Annotated in this window: 16 protein-coding genes; 11 read left to right on the top strand and 5 right to left on the bottom strand. The window is 61.4% G+C overall.

All coding sequences use genetic code 11. The features are described from left to right. Positions 1-33: 33 nt before the first annotated feature. Positions 34-735, top strand: a complete 702-nt coding sequence (locus ACFVYC_RS04885) for a PDR/VanB family oxidoreductase (protein ID WP_387547345.1) — start codon at positions 34-36, stop codon at positions 733-735. Between the two features lie 159 nt (positions 736-894). Here the strand turns inward: ACFVYC_RS04885 and ACFVYC_RS04880 are convergent, their stop codons facing one another. Next, positions 895-1,638: a GntR family transcriptional regulator gene (locus tag ACFVYC_RS04880; RefSeq protein ID WP_387547343.1), complete on the bottom strand. Its 744-nt coding sequence runs from the start codon at positions 1,636-1,638 to the stop codon at positions 895-897. Between the two features lie 216 nt (positions 1,639-1,854). Between ACFVYC_RS04880 and ACFVYC_RS04875 the strand changes: the two genes are divergently transcribed. The 7 genes from ACFVYC_RS04875 to ACFVYC_RS04845 all read left to right on the top strand — a co-directional run bounded on the left by ACFVYC_RS04875 (position 1,855) and on the right by ACFVYC_RS04845 (position 8,049). Next, the gene (locus tag ACFVYC_RS04875; protein WP_387547340.1) at positions 1,855-3,018 is read left to right on the top strand and encodes an NAD(P)-binding protein; all 1,164 of its coding nucleotides are present in this window, start codon (positions 1,855-1,857) and stop codon (positions 3,016-3,018) included. Between the two features lie 24 nt (positions 3,019-3,042). Further along, positions 3,043-3,498 carry a flavodoxin domain-containing protein gene (locus ACFVYC_RS04870; protein ID WP_387547338.1) on the top strand — a complete coding sequence of 152 codons (456 nt, stop codon included), beginning with the start codon at positions 3,043-3,045 and terminating at the stop codon, positions 3,496-3,498. Then, complete coding sequence (locus ACFVYC_RS04865) at positions 3,498-4,745, top strand: cytochrome P450 (RefSeq protein ID WP_387547336.1); 1,248 nt, start codon at positions 3,498-3,500, stop codon at positions 4,743-4,745. The genes ACFVYC_RS04870 and ACFVYC_RS04865 overlap by 1 nt, the downstream gene beginning before the upstream one ends. Continuing rightward, on the top strand, positions 4,742-5,182 hold the full coding sequence (locus tag ACFVYC_RS04860) for an HtaA domain-containing protein (RefSeq protein WP_387547333.1): 441 nt from the start codon (positions 4,742-4,744) through the stop codon (positions 5,180-5,182). The genes ACFVYC_RS04865 and ACFVYC_RS04860 overlap by 4 nt, the downstream gene beginning before the upstream one ends. Before the next feature lie 22 nt (positions 5,183-5,204). Beyond that, positions 5,205-6,179 carry an aldo/keto reductase gene (locus tag ACFVYC_RS04855; protein ID WP_387547331.1) on the top strand — a complete coding sequence of 325 codons (975 nt, stop codon included), beginning with the start codon at positions 5,205-5,207 and terminating at the stop codon, positions 6,177-6,179. Next, entirely contained in the window at positions 6,176-6,910 is a 735-nt protein-coding gene (locus ACFVYC_RS04850) for a creatininase family protein (RefSeq protein ID WP_387547329.1), read from the top strand. Before ACFVYC_RS04855 ends, ACFVYC_RS04850 begins: the two co-directional genes overlap by 4 nt. 104 nt (positions 6,911-7,014) lie before the next feature. Next, positions 7,015-8,049, top strand: a complete 1,035-nt coding sequence (locus ACFVYC_RS04845) for a LacI family DNA-binding transcriptional regulator (RefSeq protein ID WP_387547326.1) — start codon at positions 7,015-7,017, stop codon at positions 8,047-8,049. A 52-nt stretch (positions 8,050-8,101) separates the two neighbouring features. On the opposite strand, the gene ACFVYC_RS04840 is transcribed toward ACFVYC_RS04845, so the two are convergent. The 4 genes from ACFVYC_RS04840 to ACFVYC_RS04825 form a co-directional block, all read right to left on the bottom strand. Beyond that, entirely contained in the window at positions 8,102-9,031 is a 930-nt protein-coding gene (locus ACFVYC_RS04840) for an aldo/keto reductase (RefSeq protein WP_387547324.1), read from the bottom strand. Between the two features lie 97 nt (positions 9,032-9,128). Continuing rightward, on the bottom strand, positions 9,129-9,947 hold the full coding sequence (locus ACFVYC_RS04835; RefSeq protein WP_387547321.1) for an ATP-binding cassette domain-containing protein: 819 nt from the start codon (positions 9,945-9,947) through the stop codon (positions 9,129-9,131). Continuing rightward, positions 9,944-11,017 (bottom strand): ABC transporter permease, encoded by a 1,074-nt coding sequence (locus ACFVYC_RS04830; RefSeq protein WP_387547318.1) that lies wholly within the window; start codon positions 11,015-11,017, stop codon positions 9,944-9,946. The genes ACFVYC_RS04835 and ACFVYC_RS04830 overlap by 4 nt, the downstream gene beginning before the upstream one ends. A gap of 153 nt (positions 11,018-11,170) precedes the next feature. Further along, positions 11,171-12,208 carry a substrate-binding domain-containing protein gene (locus ACFVYC_RS04825; protein ID WP_387547316.1) on the bottom strand — a complete coding sequence of 346 codons (1,038 nt, stop codon included), beginning with the start codon at positions 12,206-12,208 and terminating at the stop codon, positions 11,171-11,173. Between the two features lie 347 nt (positions 12,209-12,555). Between ACFVYC_RS04825 and ACFVYC_RS04820 the strand changes: the two genes are divergently transcribed. The 3 genes from ACFVYC_RS04820 (at position 12,556) to ACFVYC_RS04810 (ending at position 16,223) form a co-directional block, all read left to right on the top strand. Continuing rightward, positions 12,556-13,998 (top strand): sugar porter family MFS transporter, encoded by a 1,443-nt coding sequence (locus tag ACFVYC_RS04820; protein WP_387547313.1) that lies wholly within the window; start codon positions 12,556-12,558, stop codon positions 13,996-13,998. 72 nt (positions 13,999-14,070) lie between these two features. Next, positions 14,071-15,084: a Gfo/Idh/MocA family protein gene (locus tag ACFVYC_RS04815; RefSeq protein WP_387547311.1), complete on the top strand. Its 1,014-nt coding sequence runs from the start codon at positions 14,071-14,073 to the stop codon at positions 15,082-15,084. 131 nt (positions 15,085-15,215) lie between these two features. Beyond that, a complete protein-coding gene (locus tag ACFVYC_RS04810) occupies positions 15,216-16,223 on the top strand; it encodes a sugar phosphate isomerase/epimerase family protein (protein WP_387547308.1) in 1,008 nt (335 codons plus the stop codon). Positions 16,224-16,297 lie beyond the last annotated feature (74 nt).

Here is a 16,297-nt window from a genome sequence, read left to right as displayed (position 1 = left end):
CAGGAGGCCGAGGGGCGCGGCGGGTCCGCTTATGTGCACGAGCACCTCCTAGAGAACGGGACTATCCGTGCCCGCGGACCCCGCAACCACTTCGTCCTGGAAGCGGCACCAGCCTATATCTTCATCGCCGGAGGGATTGGCATCACACCCATCCTGCCGATGATCCGCGAAGCCGACGCTACCGGATCGGACTGGCGGCTGATCTATCTCGGGCGCAGCACAGCGACAATGGCTTTCAGGGACGAATTGGAAGCCTACGGCGATCGGGTCACATATTGGCCACGCGATACATATAAACGGTTTGACTTACCCGGGCTCTTCGCAAATCCCCGGGACAACACCCTAATCTACGCCTGCGGACCCGAAAACCTGCTCGAAACCATTGAAGAACTCGGAGCGACGTGGCCACGCGGAAGCATACGCATCGAACGTTTTTCGGCGCGGCCTGTCAGTAAACCGGTACTTACGGAAGCCTTTGAAGTCGAACTGGTCCGTTCCGGAATTACTGTCAGCGTCCCGCCCAGTAAGAGCGTGCTCAAAGTGATCGAGGAGCAGGGAATTCACGTTCTCTCCTCCTGCGGAGAAGGAACCTGCGGTACCTGCGATACGCCGGTCCTCGAAGGAGAAATCGACCACCGCGATTCTGTTCTGACTGAAGAAGAACGACAGGCCAACGACTGCATGATGGTTTGCGTCTCACGGGCATGCAGCAAGAAACTCGTCCTCGATCTCTGACCGTCGAACCTGATCAAGAACTGCTTGCAGGCGATGTGGGCAAGAAATAGGCGGGGGCCGCTACGAGGCTTCGTTCGTCAGCCGGACAGCAGCAGCGGGAATTAGCCCGACTGACCGGATACACGTGAGGGGTGGGGCGCCAGCGCCCCCCCTAATTCGCTATGTCTTGGACAACAGTTCGGACATGTCGATTTGGCCGATCGTCAACGTCCTGCCGTAATTGAGCCGGACCCGGCTTGCGACCCATGATGTGCGCGCCAGTTCGACTAGTTCGCCAGTTGCCCGCAGTCGGCTGCAGGTTGTTACCTCGAGCAGAGCCACATCGCTGGGTGACTGCAAGAAAGCACTCTGACGCCGGCTGGCATGCGAGATCCGGATGGACCCGGTGGCGCTGACCAGGGCCGAGCTTGGTTTCTGCGAAACGATCGCCCGGGTGTTGGCGGGGAGCCATGATTCAGTTAGGGCGATCACCAGGCCGTCAACCTCCTGAATATGGAGGCCGAATCCGAACCGCTGCGGCTCATCGTTTTTAACGAGATCTAAAAGTTCGTCCGCCACCTGCGCCTTAGCGGAATACTCGGTGAGCCGGGAACGCGCTACGTGGCCTGTGGCCAGGAGTTGTTCGCGCCATGGTCGAAGCAGATCGACGTCGAAGCGTCGGATGCCTTCGGTAACGAACGTGCCGGATCCCCGCCTGGATCGTAGATAACCGTCATTGATGAGCGCTTCGATGGCGCGACGCACCGTCATCCTGCTCACCCCATAGTGGCTTGCAAGGTCGTTCTCTGACGGGAGGCGCGACCCAGGACGAAATTCAGTGAGTTCAATTCGCCGCTGGAGGTCCCTTTGAATCTGACCCCATGCGCTTAGGGGCGAATCCTGGTCAACAACGAACGGTTCCATGGGCCAAGTATGACAGTCATCGACGCCCTGATTTTGGACAATCCACATGCCAGATGGCGTGAGGAGCAACAAAAAACCTGCGCTGATAATCGACCAATTTGTCTACTCCGTTAGACATGTTGAGACGGACGTTGTCTGTCTTGCTGCACAGCCTTGGGCAAACCCCTAGGTATGGTCTGACAGCGCTTCTACGCTCAATTGAAAGAGAACCATCTGGTGGCAAAGGAGCATGAACCGATGGAAAAAACGGAGACAGTCAGCGAAGAAGCTCCACGAATTGCGATCGTGGGAAGTGGCCCGTCCGGATGCTATACAGCACAGTTTCTTCGCAAGCGGTGGCCGGACGCAGAGATCGTCATCTTCGACCGTCTTGACACCCCCTATGGCCTGATCAGATACGGAGTAGCTCCAGATCATCTTGGCACCAAAGCCATTGCGAAACAGTTTGAACGCCTGTTTGCACGTGACGGAGTCCAGTTCATTGGCGGAGTAGACATTGGCAGGGATATTCCCATTGCAGATCTGCGTGCCGACTTCGACGTCGTTGTGCTGGCAACCGGGCTGTGGGCGGATCGAACCGTTGATGGCTTTCATCGCCTGGACGGCAGCGCCACCCACGAAGGAGTCTACGGATCGGGCGAGCTGACGCGGATGATCAACGGACATCCGGACCGCAAGTCCGGGTCGATTCGTGTCGGCCGTCGCTCTATCATTGTGGGGAACGGCAACGTCGCGATCGATCTCGTGCGGCTCTTGCTCACCCCACCCGCTGGCCTGGCTGCATTGGGTGTACCTGACGACGCGATAGCGGCTGTCTCCAGCGGCCCCGTTGACCACATCGATGTCGTAGGCCGCTCCAACGTCGCGTACGCGAAATTCGACTCCGCGATGGTCCGCGAGCTGGGAAAACTGCCCGATGTCAGGTTCACCAGCGACATCGAAGCACTGGACCAGGATAGCGAGAAGGCCAGCTCTATCGCGGGCCTCGTTGACGCCTCGCCTGCGTCCGCTACGCGTGAGGTGCGGTTCCACTTCGGGTGGACCCCGTCCCATCTCGACGGGCCACGGCATGTCGAGAGAGCAGTTTTTCGAGATACAGCCGGTCGCCGCAACCAGTTGGTGCTGGAGGCGGATTCCGTGTGCACAGCAGTAGGTTTCACCGAAGCCGTCGACGATGTTCTTCTGCGAAGCACCCTTGAGTGCGAGGCGACGGACCTTTCTCGGGGTCTGCTCGGCAACGGAGTTTACTGCGTCGGTTGGTTCCGCCGGGGACCCGTAGGGACCATTCCCGCGAATCGAAGCGACGCCAGAACGGTGGCCGACGCCATCATCGCCGACATTGAAGCCGGACAGCGATCCAACGCTGTCGCCCAATCCTGACGAATAACCCAATAAGGAGTTTCCATGAACATCGTCGTTCTCTACGGCACCGAATCAGGCAACGCCGAGACCGTTGCCGATGACCTCGCCTCAGACCTGGCAGCAGAATCGGTCCGCGCGGTCGACATGACCGACGCTACGCTTGAGGACCTGACGCCCGATGCCTTCTATCTCGTCATCTGCTCCACCCATGGCGACGGCGACCTGCCCAGCAGCGCGGTCCCCTTCGCAGAGCTGCTCGACAGCGAACAGCCCAATCTTTCGGGAATCCGCTACGCCATGTTCGGGCTGGGTGACAGCTCCTACGAGACCTACAGCCGGGGCAGCGAGCGGATTGATGAAAGGCTCGCAGCCCTGGGCGCCACACGGGTAGGAGAATACGGCCGTCATGACGCCAGTGACGGCTCGCTGCCTAATGACTCGGCAGTGGAATGGGCCAAGGGCGTAGTTTCCGCCCTTGAGCCGGCGGCGGTGGCCTGATGAGCATCACGACCTCGGTCCACGCAGATGAGTCAGTCCAAGTCCCGCAGGACCTCACGCTTTACTACGACCCCATGTCGTATGCCGATTACGACTACCCGTACGACCTCTACAAGCGCCTGCGCGATGAGGCACCTGTCTACTACAACGCAAAGCGGAACCTCTACGTCGTCTCACGTTACGCTGACGTGCGGGCTGCGATTGCAGACCACGAACGGCTTTCGAGCCGCTTCGGCAACGACGTCGACGGCACGCATGACTCGTACGGCGAAGGCATGCTCGTAACCCTCGACCCTCCTCGGCACACCGCCCTCAGGGCAGCGATCCGTCGTACGTTCTCCGCCCGCGAAGTTCTGGCCAAAGAGGATGGCGTGCGCGAATTCACGCGCGAGCTGATGCGCGGCTTGTGGGAACGCGGCAGCGGCGATTTCGCGAGCGAAGTCGCAGTCCCCATGGGGATCGGCATGGGGATCATGCTCCTGGGCGCTCCCCTTGATGACCACCGGGTGCTCACAGAGCACCTCGAGCGCGCGATGGTACGCACTGTCGGCGAGTACGGCCTTCCCGAGGATGCAGCCGCAGCGAACCACGAGACGGAAGAACTGCTGGCTGAGCGCTTCGCTGCCCGCCGCTCCGAGATCGACGGCGGCACGCCCGCAACAGGCAGCGATGCATTCACGCAGATCCTCATCGCTGTGCACGCCGGCAAGGTCCGCCCTGATGAACAAGAGGGCCTTGCACACCTCGTCCTTTCAGCTGCCAGCGACGCCCCTGCTGCACTGATAACCAACTGCATTGCGGTCTTCGACCGGTTCCCTAATCTGCAGCCTTTCCTGCGTGCCAACCCGTCGATGATCCCGCAGTTCGTGGAGGAGTGCCTCCGCTATGACACCCCGGGCCAGAACGTCTCACGGCAGACGAACGTTGAAGTCGAGATAGCCGGCACGGTCATTCCGAAAGACTCTCGCGTCATGCTCCTGCAGGGTTCGGCCAACCGCGACGAGCGCATCTACCCCGACCCGGACCGGTTTGATCTCACCCGGGAGTTCACGCCGGCAAACCGGATCATGTCCTTCGGTGACGGCATCCACGCCTGCATGGGCGCACCCTTCGCCCGTCTCGCTTCGCGGATCGTCGTCGAAGAACTGCTGCGCGGCCCCGACATCCATGTCTCGGGCACGCCCGAGCGCTGGACCAAGCAGCTGGTCCGCGGCTTCGCCAAGCTGCCGGTCGCATTTGAGCAGTGACCGTGTACCCGCTCGAGCTGGAATGGGGCCTCAAGGATAGCTTCATCGCCTACCTTGAGGCACTCCCCGACGGCCTCATAGAAGAACACAACGGGGCCACCCGACGTGATGGTGTCTTCGTCCTGCCTGGCCGCCAACAGGCGGGCGACGACAATTTTGCGTTCACCGGAACGATGCGCTTCTACGGACACCACGGTGTCCTGGACGTCACGCTCGACAACTTCTCACTCGAACGCTCCGGCAACCGTGCGGTGGTGTACGCCGAAGTATCCGGCGTCCGTATTCCCGTCGCCCAACTCTCGCGAGTGGAAGCCGGTGACAGAACCGTCCTCCACTCGGAGTCCGTGACTCTTACTGACGATGGTGCCGCCGTTCTCGGCGGCGTCTACTCCCCGGGCGCCTCGCTTGCGCCCCTAACTATCCGTTCCACGCATTAGACGCGGAACCAGAGAGGACAACATGCAGTATCGCAACTTCGGCCGAACGGGCTGGAAAGTCAGTGAAATTTCCTTTGGTGCCTGGCAGCTCGGCGGGCAATGGGGCAAGGTGGACGACGAAGAGTCGGTCCGCGCGCTGCTCACGGCCTACGAGCAAGGCATCAATTTCGTCGACACCGCCGAATTTTACGGGTTCGGGCACAGCGAAGAAGTTATCGGGGAGTCCCTCCGTCGATGGGATGGCGACAAGATCTTCGTCGCGACCAAAACCCGGCCCATCCAGTGGCCAAACCCGGACCATGACGACCCCCAGATGCGGGGACGCTACCCGGCCTGGTACCTGCGGGAGAATGTCGAAGCATCACTGAAAAGGCTCGGCGTGGAGCGCCTTGACCTGCTTCAGCTTCACTGCTGGTTGCGGTCAGGGATCGGCGAGCTTGACTGGCTTGAGACCCTGAACGAGCTGCGCGCTGAAGGCAAGATCGACAAGATCGGCGTTTCCATCCGCGACTACCGCCCGGACGAGGGAGTCCAGCTCGCCGAGCTGGGGCTTGCCGACTCGATCCAGGTCATCTTCAACATGTTCGAGCAGCGGCCCGCGGATGCCCTGTTTCCCGCCGCGGCGAAGACCGAGACAGCGATCATCGACAGGGTGGCATTTGATTCCGGTTCCCTGTCGGGGCTTTGGACCCCGGAGACATACGAGAACTGGGAAGAGGGATCGCAGCAGCGGGAAATGTTCCGTGGCGAGCGGTTCCACGAAACCCTGCGCCGAGTGGAGGCCCTGAAGGAGCTCGTCTCGCCCTACTACGAAACTCTGGCGGAGGCCGCCATCAAGTACGTCCTGTCCTCCCCTGAAGTCTCTACCGTCATCGCCGGAATGAGCAGTTCGCGAAACATCGAACGGAACGTCGGCTACTCAGACGGTGAACCGTTCCCCGAAGAGCTGCGCGGGAAGCTTGCCGAGCACGCCTGGATCAGGAACTACTACAAATGAGCCGCGCAGACCGTGTCCGGGCTGAACTCCTCAGCCCGGAGGAGCTCAACGCGCGCTTAGCCACGCATTCAATTGCGTATCTTCCGCTGGGGACCTTGGAATTCCACGGGCCGCACCTGCCCATCGGGCTGGACGCGCTCACTGCACACGGCGTCTGCGTCGCAGCTGCCCTGCGCAGCGGCGGAATTGTGCTCCCGGCCGTGTATCAAGGCTTCGGCGGGGGACACGGCCACTACCCGTGGACCATCATGATGGCCGGGGGAGAGGGCATCAGAGACCATCTGCACACCACGCTGACGCGGCTGGAGGAATTTGGCGTCAAGACGGCCGTGATCTTCAGCGGCCACTTTGCGCCCGAGCAGCTGGACATGATTGACCAGGTCGCCGCGGCGTGGAACGACCGTGAAGCCGGCATCTTGACGGTGGCCGCCACCGCTGTGAACAGATGCCCCACCGCGCCGTTGCCGCCGGATCATGCCGGAGAGTTCGAGACCACCCTGTTGGCCGGCATTGCTCCGGAACTGGTGCATCTTGAGCGCCTCCCCTCGTCGCACACCCACCCCGCCCTGGACCCGGAGGACGATCCTTATGGGCTTCACCGCCACGAGCGCGAGCACCCACTGTGGGGCGTGTTCGGGCCTGACCCGCGGGACGCGAACCTGGGTTCGGGGCCGGCGCTTCTAGGGCATATGGGGGAGTGGCTGGCTGAACAGGCCGTAACTGCAGCCTAGGTCTTTGAGCCGCGGTGCTCCCGCTGCAACGGGGCCCCGGGAATGTAAGGTAGAACAGACAAAGCCTTCTTCCCGGGGCCCTTCCTGCAGTACGAGGTGAACGCATGGACCGAACCAGCCAAACGAAGCGGTTCCGCCAGGTCACGCAGGAAGATGTCGCACGCGAAGTTGGTGTATCCAGGACGCTCGTCTCTTTTGCCTTCCGTGGCGCGGCAGGTGTCAGTGATGAGACCAAGCTTGCGATTCTCGATGCGGCGAAGCGGCTGGGCTACCGGCACAATGCGGTCGCCGCGGATCTGGCGAGCAAGCGCCCCTCCACTGTCGGTCTTTATCTGCTGGACCTCAGCAACGAAATCTTCGTTGACATCTTCAGCGGTGTGAGCGAGGGTCTTTCCGCCGCGAAGAACCGCCTCATCCTGAGCGTGTCGCATTCCAGGGGAAGGGTCGATGCGGGCTCGGTCGAATCGCTGATCGAAGCACGGGTTGGCATCGTGATTGCCGCAACTCTACTTGACCCTGACGAGCGAGTGCGCGAACTTGCCCGAAGCGTGCCGCTGGTGTGCGTGACGCGGCGCGTTGAAGGCCTGGACAGTGTGTACTCGGACGACCGTGCTGCCGGGAAGGCAGCCACCGAGCACCTCCTCAGCCTCGGGCACACGCGTATCGCCCACATGACCGCAGCATCCCACGAGGGGCACGGCGAGCGGCTGCGCGCCTACGAGGAAACCATGCGTGCTGCTGGGCTTGTCCCTCAGGTTGTCGTCGCGGAGGACTACACGCAGGAAGCTGCGGAGCGGGCCGCCTTTTCGTTCCTCGTCGCTTCAGACCGTCCCACCGCAGTGTTCGCCCACAACGACGAACTTGCGTTGGGCGTCCGGGAGACAGCCCATGTCCTGGGGCTGGAAGTTCCACGGGACCTCTCGCTCGTTGGCCACGACGACTCGCGGGTGGCGAAACTCCACGGCATAGACTTGACTTCGGTTGACCTCCACGCCATCGAGCTCGGCCGCGCGGCCGGGGTCGCGGCCCTTGAACGGCTGGCGAACCCCGACCTCCCCGTCATCGACCGCAAGTTCGAGCCGCGTCTGGTCGTCCGCGGGTCCACCGCGCATGTTGGGACTCCTTCCTCCCGGCGGTAAAGCGCCTCCAGGGTTCGCTTAAGGAAATAGCTTGGCTGACGTCCTTGGATTATCAGTTGTTCTCCGGCAGCCCGGATTTCCATTGACGGTCAGCGGGGCTCGGACGCAGTGCAAGGAACGCCGCTTCCAGTTCGCTCACCAGAGGCTCACTGCAGGCCGTGATTGCTGAGCAGAGGTTTTTGATCTTGCTGGTGCCGATGACCGTCGTCGATGCTCCCGAGCGCCACATCGAGTATTGGTTGGCAATGAAAGAGATGTCGACCCCGCGTTCGGCGGCAAGCGTACGCATTGCAAGGGCACTGTTGATGATGGCGGACGATGCCGGATGATCGTTACCGAAAGCAGTGCCTCCCGGTGTGAGCAGCCCGACCGCAACTGCCGCGGCGTTGATGACGCCCACGCCTTCTTCTGCTGCTACCGGGATGATCCGGTCGGCCAGGGATCCGTCCAGCAGCGTCGCCTTGGCATAAGTCAGGACCACATCGACGTCGGTCTCCCGCATCACCCGCTCGATCGTGTGGATCGGGTAACCGCTCATACCGACAAACCGGCATTTGCCTTCGTCCTTCAGCTTCTGGATCGTGGCGAATCCTTCGCCCAGCACAGGGCCGAGGGGGACAAATTCGACGTCGTGAAGTTGAAAGATATCGACGTAATCGGTCTTCATGCGGGTAAGGCTTTGTTCCAGGCTGGCCCGGATCCGGGCGGGGGAAAAGTCGAATTCCCCGAACCCGTATCTTCCGGCCTTGGTGGAGAGGATGACCTTCTCACGCCGCCCATTGAGGGCGACGCCGAGGCGTTCCTCAGCGCTTCCGTAGTACACGGAGGTGTCAATGAGGTTTACTCCGAGATCGATGGCGGCGTGGACGACGTTCACCGCTTCCTGAAGGGTTACCGGACCAAACATCTCTCCAATGGATCCTGTTCCGAGTGCGACCGGGGCTACCGTCAGTCCGGTGTTGCCGAGGGGGCGGTGTTCCACTATCGGTTACCTTCTCTGTAAAGAAAAGGCGCTCCGCACGTATAAGCGTGCGGAGCGCCAACTGCCGGGTAGGGCGTTACTTATCAGGCGGTTGTGCTCAGGCGAGGGCTCTGCCTTGACGGTACCGCTTGATGCCTTCGGCACCTTCTACGACCGCTGCGGTGAGTTCTTCAACTGAAGTGTCTTCGCGGCGGACGTCCAGGATTTTCCGGCCGTGGTTCATGACGATGTGCCGGTCACACACCTTGAAGGCGTGATGAAGGTTGTGGGTCACCAGGACGGAGCTGACTCCTTCGCTTTTGAGTTGAAGGAGGTAGTTCAGCAGGGCCTCGGTCGCCCTCACAGCCAGTGCCGAGGTCGGCTCGTCCAGGATGAGGAGCGACCGCTTGAAGTGCACGGCACGGGCAATCGCGACAGCCTGGGCCTGTCCGCCGGAAAGGGAACCGACGAGTTGCTTAGCGCTCTTGATGCCCTCAATGGAGACCACCGAGTCAAGGATTTCGGTGGTGATGTCATCCATTTCCTTGATCTTCATGAAGCCGAAACGGTTGGTGATCTCCCTGCCGGCGAAGATATTACGGGTGATGGACATAGTGGGCACGAGCGCGGAGTCCTGGAAAATGGTCTCAACGCCGCGGCGTTCGGTCTCGGGTCGGTTTACCTTCGGCACTTCCTCGCCGTCCCAAAAGTACTGTCCGCTGGTCATCGGGACGACGCCGGACATGATCTTCACCAGGGTCGATTTGCCTGCACCGTTGTCGCCCAGGAGCCCGACTACTTCCCCTTTTCCTATTTCGAAGGAGACGTCTTTGAGGACGGTGTTGGGGCCGTAGTTTTTGACTATTTTTTCGATGCGGAGGAGCGGCTGGCCGGATGTGGTCATGCTGGACGTCGTCTGCGCGGTAGGGGTCGTCATGATGCTTTGCCCTCCATGAACTTGTTGAATACGGCGGCGATGACAATGGCCAGGCCGAGGAAGAGCTGGACATAGAAACCTGGCGCATTGGCAAGGATGAGTCCGTTCTGGATGATCATGATCAGGGCAGCGCCCACGATCATGCCGATGACCGTACCTCGGCCTCCTGTGAGGGAGCATCCGCCGACAACAGCTGCTGCTATCGCAAGGAGCGTGTAGTCATCGGTTGTACCGGGCTGCATGCCTGAGGTGCGGCCAACGATCAGAACCGATGCCAGGCCAACCATGAGTCCAAGGAATGCGAAGGCCTGGAGCCTGACCGCCAAGGGTTTGATGGACACGGCAGCGGCAGCGGCAGGATTGCCTCCAACCGCGTAGATTTTGTTTCCTGCCTTGTGGCGGTGCAGGTAGAACCAGGCGGCGATCCCGATAACAACCATCCACACGATCTGTGAGCGGAAGTAGCCGTAGTCACCTGCCAGGACATCCACGGCTTCCGGTGTGCGGACTCCGGGGCTGAACGTTGCAGGTGTGAGCCCGTTGATGAAGATTGAGGCCCCGGTCCAGAAGAAGCTCATGCCGAGCGTTGCGATGAAGGACGGGATCCGGGTGTAAACCACGATGAGCCCGTTCAAAAGGCCGATTACCACCGTGCAGGCAATGGCTGCGAGCATGCCGACGATCCAGTCAGTCTCATTCGCGACCCGGATGAATACGACGCCGGCAAAACCGATCATCGCACCGACGGACAGATCGAACTCCCCACAGATCATCAGTACGCCGACACCGATCGCCAGGATCGCCAGGGCAGGGATGCTCTGGGACAGGACGCCGGACATGTTTTCCCTGGACAGGAACGGGAAGGCGCTCGGGCTCACGGCGCTGTAGAGCGAGAACGCGACCAGGATGACGACGAAAATGATGCCAATTTCGAGGGCGCCGCGGCCCCGCAGGTAGTACAGGTTTTCCTTCAGCCTGCCCGAGAATGTAGTGGGCTTGCTGTCGGCAAGGCGCCGCCTTGTGGGTACCTCATCCATGGCCAGCGCCGGAGTCGGAAGCTGTCCGCTCACAACTGGCTCTGTCGGATTCTTGATGTTGGCCATTTCGGCTCTCTCAATTCTCTGTGCGTGGCCCAAGGAGGGCCCTGGTGTAGCTGTTGATGTGAAGCAGTTCGGACTTGGTGTGCGGGACCCGTCGGGCCCCGCACACCCCGCTGCATGTCGTTACCAGCGGACGCCTTGTAGGTCCTTGGCCGTGAGGTTTTCGACGGTGTTCTTATCGATGAGTCCGTTACCGCCCGAGTTGATGTTTGTGGGTGAGAGCCCGAAGTCCAACTGGAGCGAGGCCTGAAGTACCGACTGGAAACCTTGGATGTAGCCCTGCTGATCGGCGGTGGCGAGAATCCGCCCGGAGTTGATCCCGTCAATTACCTGGGGAGAGGTGTCGAAACCGATGATTGGTGCAGTGACGCCTGCGGCGTCTTCGGCTGCCACGGCGTTGCGGTGGGGAGTGCCGCCCAGGGGAACAACCGCTTTGACGTCCTTGTTGGCGGTGAGCCACGACGTCATGGAGTCGAGGGCGGCACCGTCTTCGGCCGACGTGCGCAGGTAGGTGCAGGAGGCGCCAACGGTCTTAAGGGCGGCCTCCACACCGCCGCCGCGCTGGATGGCGTACTGCTGCGTGGGCTCTTCAGCAGGGCACAGAACCTTGTCGCCTGCGCCGATCTTGACATCCTTCAGCAGCCGCTGGCCTACGAGCTGGCCAACCTGGGTGAAGTCTTGCCCTACGAACGCCTGGACACACGATTTGGCATCCTCGGACGGGGGGACGTTGAAGCCGTACACGGAAATGCCGGCCTTGGAGGCCTCACAGGCCGCCCCTTCCCAGGACGGGTCGTTGAAAGGCACAAAGATCGCCGCGGGCTTATTCGCAATGGCTGAACTGATGAGATCCCCCATCTTGCTGGCGACCCCTCCGGCGGTCTGCTCTGTCATTTGCAGGCCGCCGAGCTTGGCTGCGTCCTTTGCTCCCGTGGCCATCTGGTTCCAGAATGCGTCGCCGGCGGGGTCGTAGTACGTCAGAAAATAGACTGACCGGTTTTCAGCACGGCTGCCGAGGCCGCTTTCGAGGGCGGCAGCGCCGGATCCGTTACCTTCGGAACCGCTGTTGCTGCAGGCGGTCACCAGCAGAAGCGCGGCAACCGAGGCGGCGGCGAGGCCTGCACGTGTGACCTTCCGCAAACCGTTTGTCGTCTTTGACACGATAGGTCCTTCCTAAAGCCCTTAGATGTCGCTCGCGCTATGCGGCGACGGGTCTTGTTTCGAGCGTCATCTGTGGCGCTCATCACAACATATTAGACATTTCGCGCGTTAGTGATGTCAACCCTTTGTTCTAACATTTCCGCAGCTGCAACCTTCTCGCGCGCTCCCCCCGCGCGAGATTTGCCCCATAAAATGGGTACACGAGCGGTGGGAACTCGCGATTATTGTGACCACATCCATGGACGCGTCCATGGACGCGTCCAAAAAAGTTTGAGCTGACATATGTACTTTCGCGTGTTAGTCTTTGTGACCATAGTCACGACCTTGTGCCTGACAAAGGAGTCTTCATGGCAACTGCACAACACTCTGTAGCGTCCGCTTCGACGCTCCCGCCCCTGACGGGGGGACCCCACCGCAAACGTCTTGGTCTTGTCGCCCTGGTGGCGACGTTCGGCGGCCTCCTCTTCGGCTATGACACGGGAGTCATCAACGGGGCACTCCGCCCCATGTCCGCAGAGCTGGGCCTGACCCCAATTACGGAAGGCCTTGTTACAAGCTCCCTAGTCTTTGCCGCCGCCCTGGGCGCACTGATCGGTGGCCGCCTCTCCGACGGGTGGGGACGCCGGAAGACAATCATCCTGCTTGCAGTTCTCTTCTTCGCAGGAACCCTGGCGGTTGTTCTTGCCCCGAACCTCGAGGTGCTCATAGTGGGGCGCATCCTCCTCGGCCTGGCAGTCGGCGGCGCTTCCACCGTCGTTCCAGTGTTTCTCGCCGAGATCGCCCCCTACGAGATCCGGGGATCCCTCGCCGGACGCAATGAACTCGCAATCGTTGTCGGCCAACTCGCAGCGTTCATCGTCAACGCCGTAATCGCTGGTCTCTTCGGACACGTCGAAGGCGTCTGGCGCATCATGTTTGCAATTTGCGCACTCCCGGCTGTCGCCCTGTTCTTCGGCATGCTGCGCATGCCCGAGTCACCCCGCTGGCTCGTGGAGAAGGGCCGCCGGGAGGAAGCTCTTGCGGTGTTGCGGACCGTCCGTTCTGAAGAACGTGCGGTAGCTGAACTCGCTGACGTTCAGAACATCGCCCAGGAGGAAATGAAGAGCCACCAGCTCGGCTGGCGGGCAATATTTTCGAACAAAAACCTGCTCCGCATTTTGCTCGTCGCGATTGGCCTGGGAATGGCCCAGCAGCTTACAGGCATCAACTCGATCATGTACTACGGCCAGACCGTTCTCGTCGAGTCGGGATTCAGCGAAAGCGGTGCGCTCATCGCCAACATTGCTCCCGGCGTCATAGCGGTCGTAGCAGGCACAGCCGCACTTTTCCTCATGGACCGCATCGACCGGCGCAAGAACTTCATCCTCGGGCTCGCCCTGACAACGGTTTCCCACCTACTCATTGGCATCGCCTCCATGGCGCTCCCGGTCGGAAACCCGGTACGGCCGTTCGTGATCCTCGCCCTCGTCGTACTGTTTGTCGGCTCAGTGCAGCTGTTCCTCAACATCGCGGTCTGGGTGTACCTGTCGGAGGTGTTCCCCTTGCACATGCGGGGGATTGGCATCGGAATCTCTGTGTTCGTCCTGTGGGTGACAAACGGGTTCCTGTCACTCTATTTCCCCTCCCTCGTCGGCGCGGTGGGCATTACGGGCTCCTTCTTCCTTTTTGCTGCGATAAACGTTGTGGCTCTCATCTTTGCGATCACCCAGGTCCCCGAGACCCGCGGCCGCACACTCGAGGCGCTGGAAGAGGACGTGACAACGGGGGCTATCTACCTCGTCCGCCGGTAATTGACGGTCCACACAATTTCTCCTAACTGACCCGGCCCTTCACCGCCGGAAGCTTTTGAAAGGCAAAATCCCATGAACCAAAACTTGCGCGTCGCCATTATCGGAGCAGGGAAAATGGGCGCAGACCATGTCCAGCGCCTCCATAGCCGCATCCGCGGCGCGGATGTCGTGGCCGTCATTGACGTTGACCTTGATCGTGCCAACGCGGCAATTGAGGACATCCCCGGCGCAAAGGCATACGCGACGGCCGCCGAAGCCTATGCCGGCAGCGACGTCAACGCCCTTGTGATCGCTACGCCGGGCTTCCTCCACGAAGATGCCCTCCTTGAGGCGCTGTCGCGCGACATCCCGATCCTCTGCGAAAAGCCGCTCACACCCGATGCAGCGTCCGCCTGGAAAATCGTCGAAGCTGAGCAGCGGCTTGGCCGTAAACGGATCCAGGTAGGCTTCATGCGCCGCTTTGATGACGGGTACCGGCAGCTCGGCGATTTGATCCGCTCCCGCGAACTCGGCGAGCTTCTCATGCTCCACTGCCACCACCGCAACCCAGACGTCCCCGCCAGCTTCACCAACGAAATGCTCATCAACGACTCAGTCGTCCATGAGTTCGACATCATCCGTTTCCTGACCGGCGAGGAAATCACCGGCGTGCAGGTGCGGCTCGGAAAGGGCACTTCCAAGGCTCCTGAAGGCCAGCACGACCCCCAGCACGTCCTCATCGAGACCGAATCCGGCGTCCTGGTGGACGTGGAAATCTTCGTCAACGCCCAGTTCGGCTACCAGGTCTCAACGCAGGCCGTGTTCGAAGACGGGATCGTAGACATCGGAGTCGACGGCGGAGCGTACATCCGCCGGTCCGGCCAATGGGGCGGCAAAATCACGCCAAGCTTCATCGAACGCTTCGGCGCGGCGTACGACGTCGAGGTTCAGTCATGGGTCGATGCAGCACTCCGCGGCGAGATGCAGGGCCCCTCAACCTGGGATGGCTACGCAACCGCATGCTGCTGCGAGGCCGGGATCGAGGCGCAAAAGAGCGGCGACAAGGTCAACGTCCTGCTGAATGAGAAGCCGGAACTCTACAAGTGAAGACAACGCTCGACCGGCGCGAGGGCGCATAGCCGCTAGTGCTGGGCCTGTCCCCGCCACTGCACAACCGGGAAGCGCGCTCCACCCCCCGTCCTTCATCACATGCGGTAATAAACCTCAAAGGAAAGATCATGAAACTCGGCGTTTACAACGCAATCCTGCACGACCGCCCGCTCCCTGAAGCCCTCAAAGTAATCGCCGGTCTTGGCCTGACCGGCATCGAGATCAACTCCGGCGGCTTCCTCCCCCCGGCGCACATCCCCACCTTCGATGACATCCTCGAAAGCGACGCCGCCCGCGACGACTACCTCGCGATCTTCGAAGGCACCGGAGTGTCAATTGCCGGACTGAACTGCAACGGCAACCCCCTGCACCCCAACCGCCTCATCGGCGACAAGCACGCCGAAGACATCCGCCGCTCCATCCGCCTCGCCCACCGCCTCGGCCAGAACCGGGTCGTCACCATGTCCGGGCTGCCCGGCGGAGAACCCGGAGCCACAGTCCCCAACTGGATCGTCAACGCCTGGAACTCCGCCTCGCTGGACGGTTTGGACTACCAATGGGGCGTCGCCGCCGAGTTCTGGAAAGAGACCGACAGGCTCGCGCGCGACCTTGACGTCAAGGTCGCCCTGGAACTGCACCCGCAGAACCTCGTCTTCAACCCGGCCGACGTGTACAAGCTCATCGAACTCACCGGAGCCACCCACATCGGGGTAGAGCTGGACGCCTCACACCTGTTCTGGCAGCAGATGGACCCGGTAGCCGTCGTCCGCGAACTGGGCCCGCTGGTTTTCCACGCCGCAGCGAAGGACGTGCGCGTCAACAAAGAAACAGCCGCCATCTACGGCGTCCTGGACAACCGCTTCCGCCGGCTCTCCCCGGACGAGAACCGCACCAACCTCGGCGGCGACGAATGGGCCAACGAATGGCCCAAACCCGCCGCCTGGGACTTCGTCGCCCTCGGCAAAGGCCACGACACCGCCTACTGGACCGAGTTCCTCCGCGCCCTCCACGAAGTCGACCCCAACATGCTCATCAACATCGAACACGAAGACGTCGAACTGGGCCGCATCGAAGGCCTCGAAGTCGCAGCCAAAGTCCTCAAAGACGCCGACGCAGCCCTGTCCGTCCCGGCATAAGAACCTGAGGCCTCTAAAAGGGCGGCCCGCCCCGGTCCCGCACACCGGACGCCTTTCGGCATCCATCAGTGGGG

The organism is Pseudarthrobacter sp. NPDC058329, from assembly GCF_042879835.1.
Lineage (GTDB): Bacteria > Actinomycetota > Actinomycetes > Actinomycetales > Micrococcaceae > Arthrobacter.
The sequence above is the reverse complement of the archived record's forward strand: the minus strand, read 5'-3'. Positions and strand labels throughout refer to the sequence as shown.

What these genes read in the sequence shown, in the direction of transcription:
- ACFVYC_RS04835 (WP_387547321.1), bottom strand. Translation starts at nt 9,947, where the DNA reads ATGACGACCCCTACCGCGCAGACGACGTCCAGCATGACCACATCCGGC.
- ACFVYC_RS04845 (WP_387547326.1), top strand. Translation starts at nt 7,015, where the DNA reads ATGGACCGAACCAGCCAAACGAAGCGGTTCCGCCAGGTCACGCAGGAA.
- ACFVYC_RS04815 (WP_387547311.1), top strand. Translation starts at nt 14,071, where the DNA reads ATGAACCAAAACTTGCGCGTCGCCATTATCGGAGCAGGGAAAATGGGC.
- ACFVYC_RS04870 (WP_387547338.1), top strand. Translation starts at nt 3,043, where the DNA reads ATGAACATCGTCGTTCTCTACGGCACCGAATCAGGCAACGCCGAGACC.
- ACFVYC_RS04880 (WP_387547343.1), bottom strand. Translation starts at nt 1,638, where the DNA reads ATGGAACCGTTCGTTGTTGACCAGGATTCGCCCCTAAGCGCATGGGGT.
- ACFVYC_RS04855 (WP_387547331.1), top strand. Translation starts at nt 5,205, where the DNA reads ATGCAGTATCGCAACTTCGGCCGAACGGGCTGGAAAGTCAGTGAAATT.
- ACFVYC_RS04865 (WP_387547336.1), top strand. Translation starts at nt 3,498, where the DNA reads ATGAGCATCACGACCTCGGTCCACGCAGATGAGTCAGTCCAAGTCCCG.
- ACFVYC_RS04850 (WP_387547329.1), top strand. Translation starts at nt 6,176, where the DNA reads ATGAGCCGCGCAGACCGTGTCCGGGCTGAACTCCTCAGCCCGGAGGAG.
- ACFVYC_RS04820 (WP_387547313.1), top strand. Translation starts at nt 12,556, where the DNA reads ATGGCAACTGCACAACACTCTGTAGCGTCCGCTTCGACGCTCCCGCCC.
- ACFVYC_RS04810 (WP_387547308.1), top strand. Translation starts at nt 15,216, where the DNA reads ATGAAACTCGGCGTTTACAACGCAATCCTGCACGACCGCCCGCTCCCT.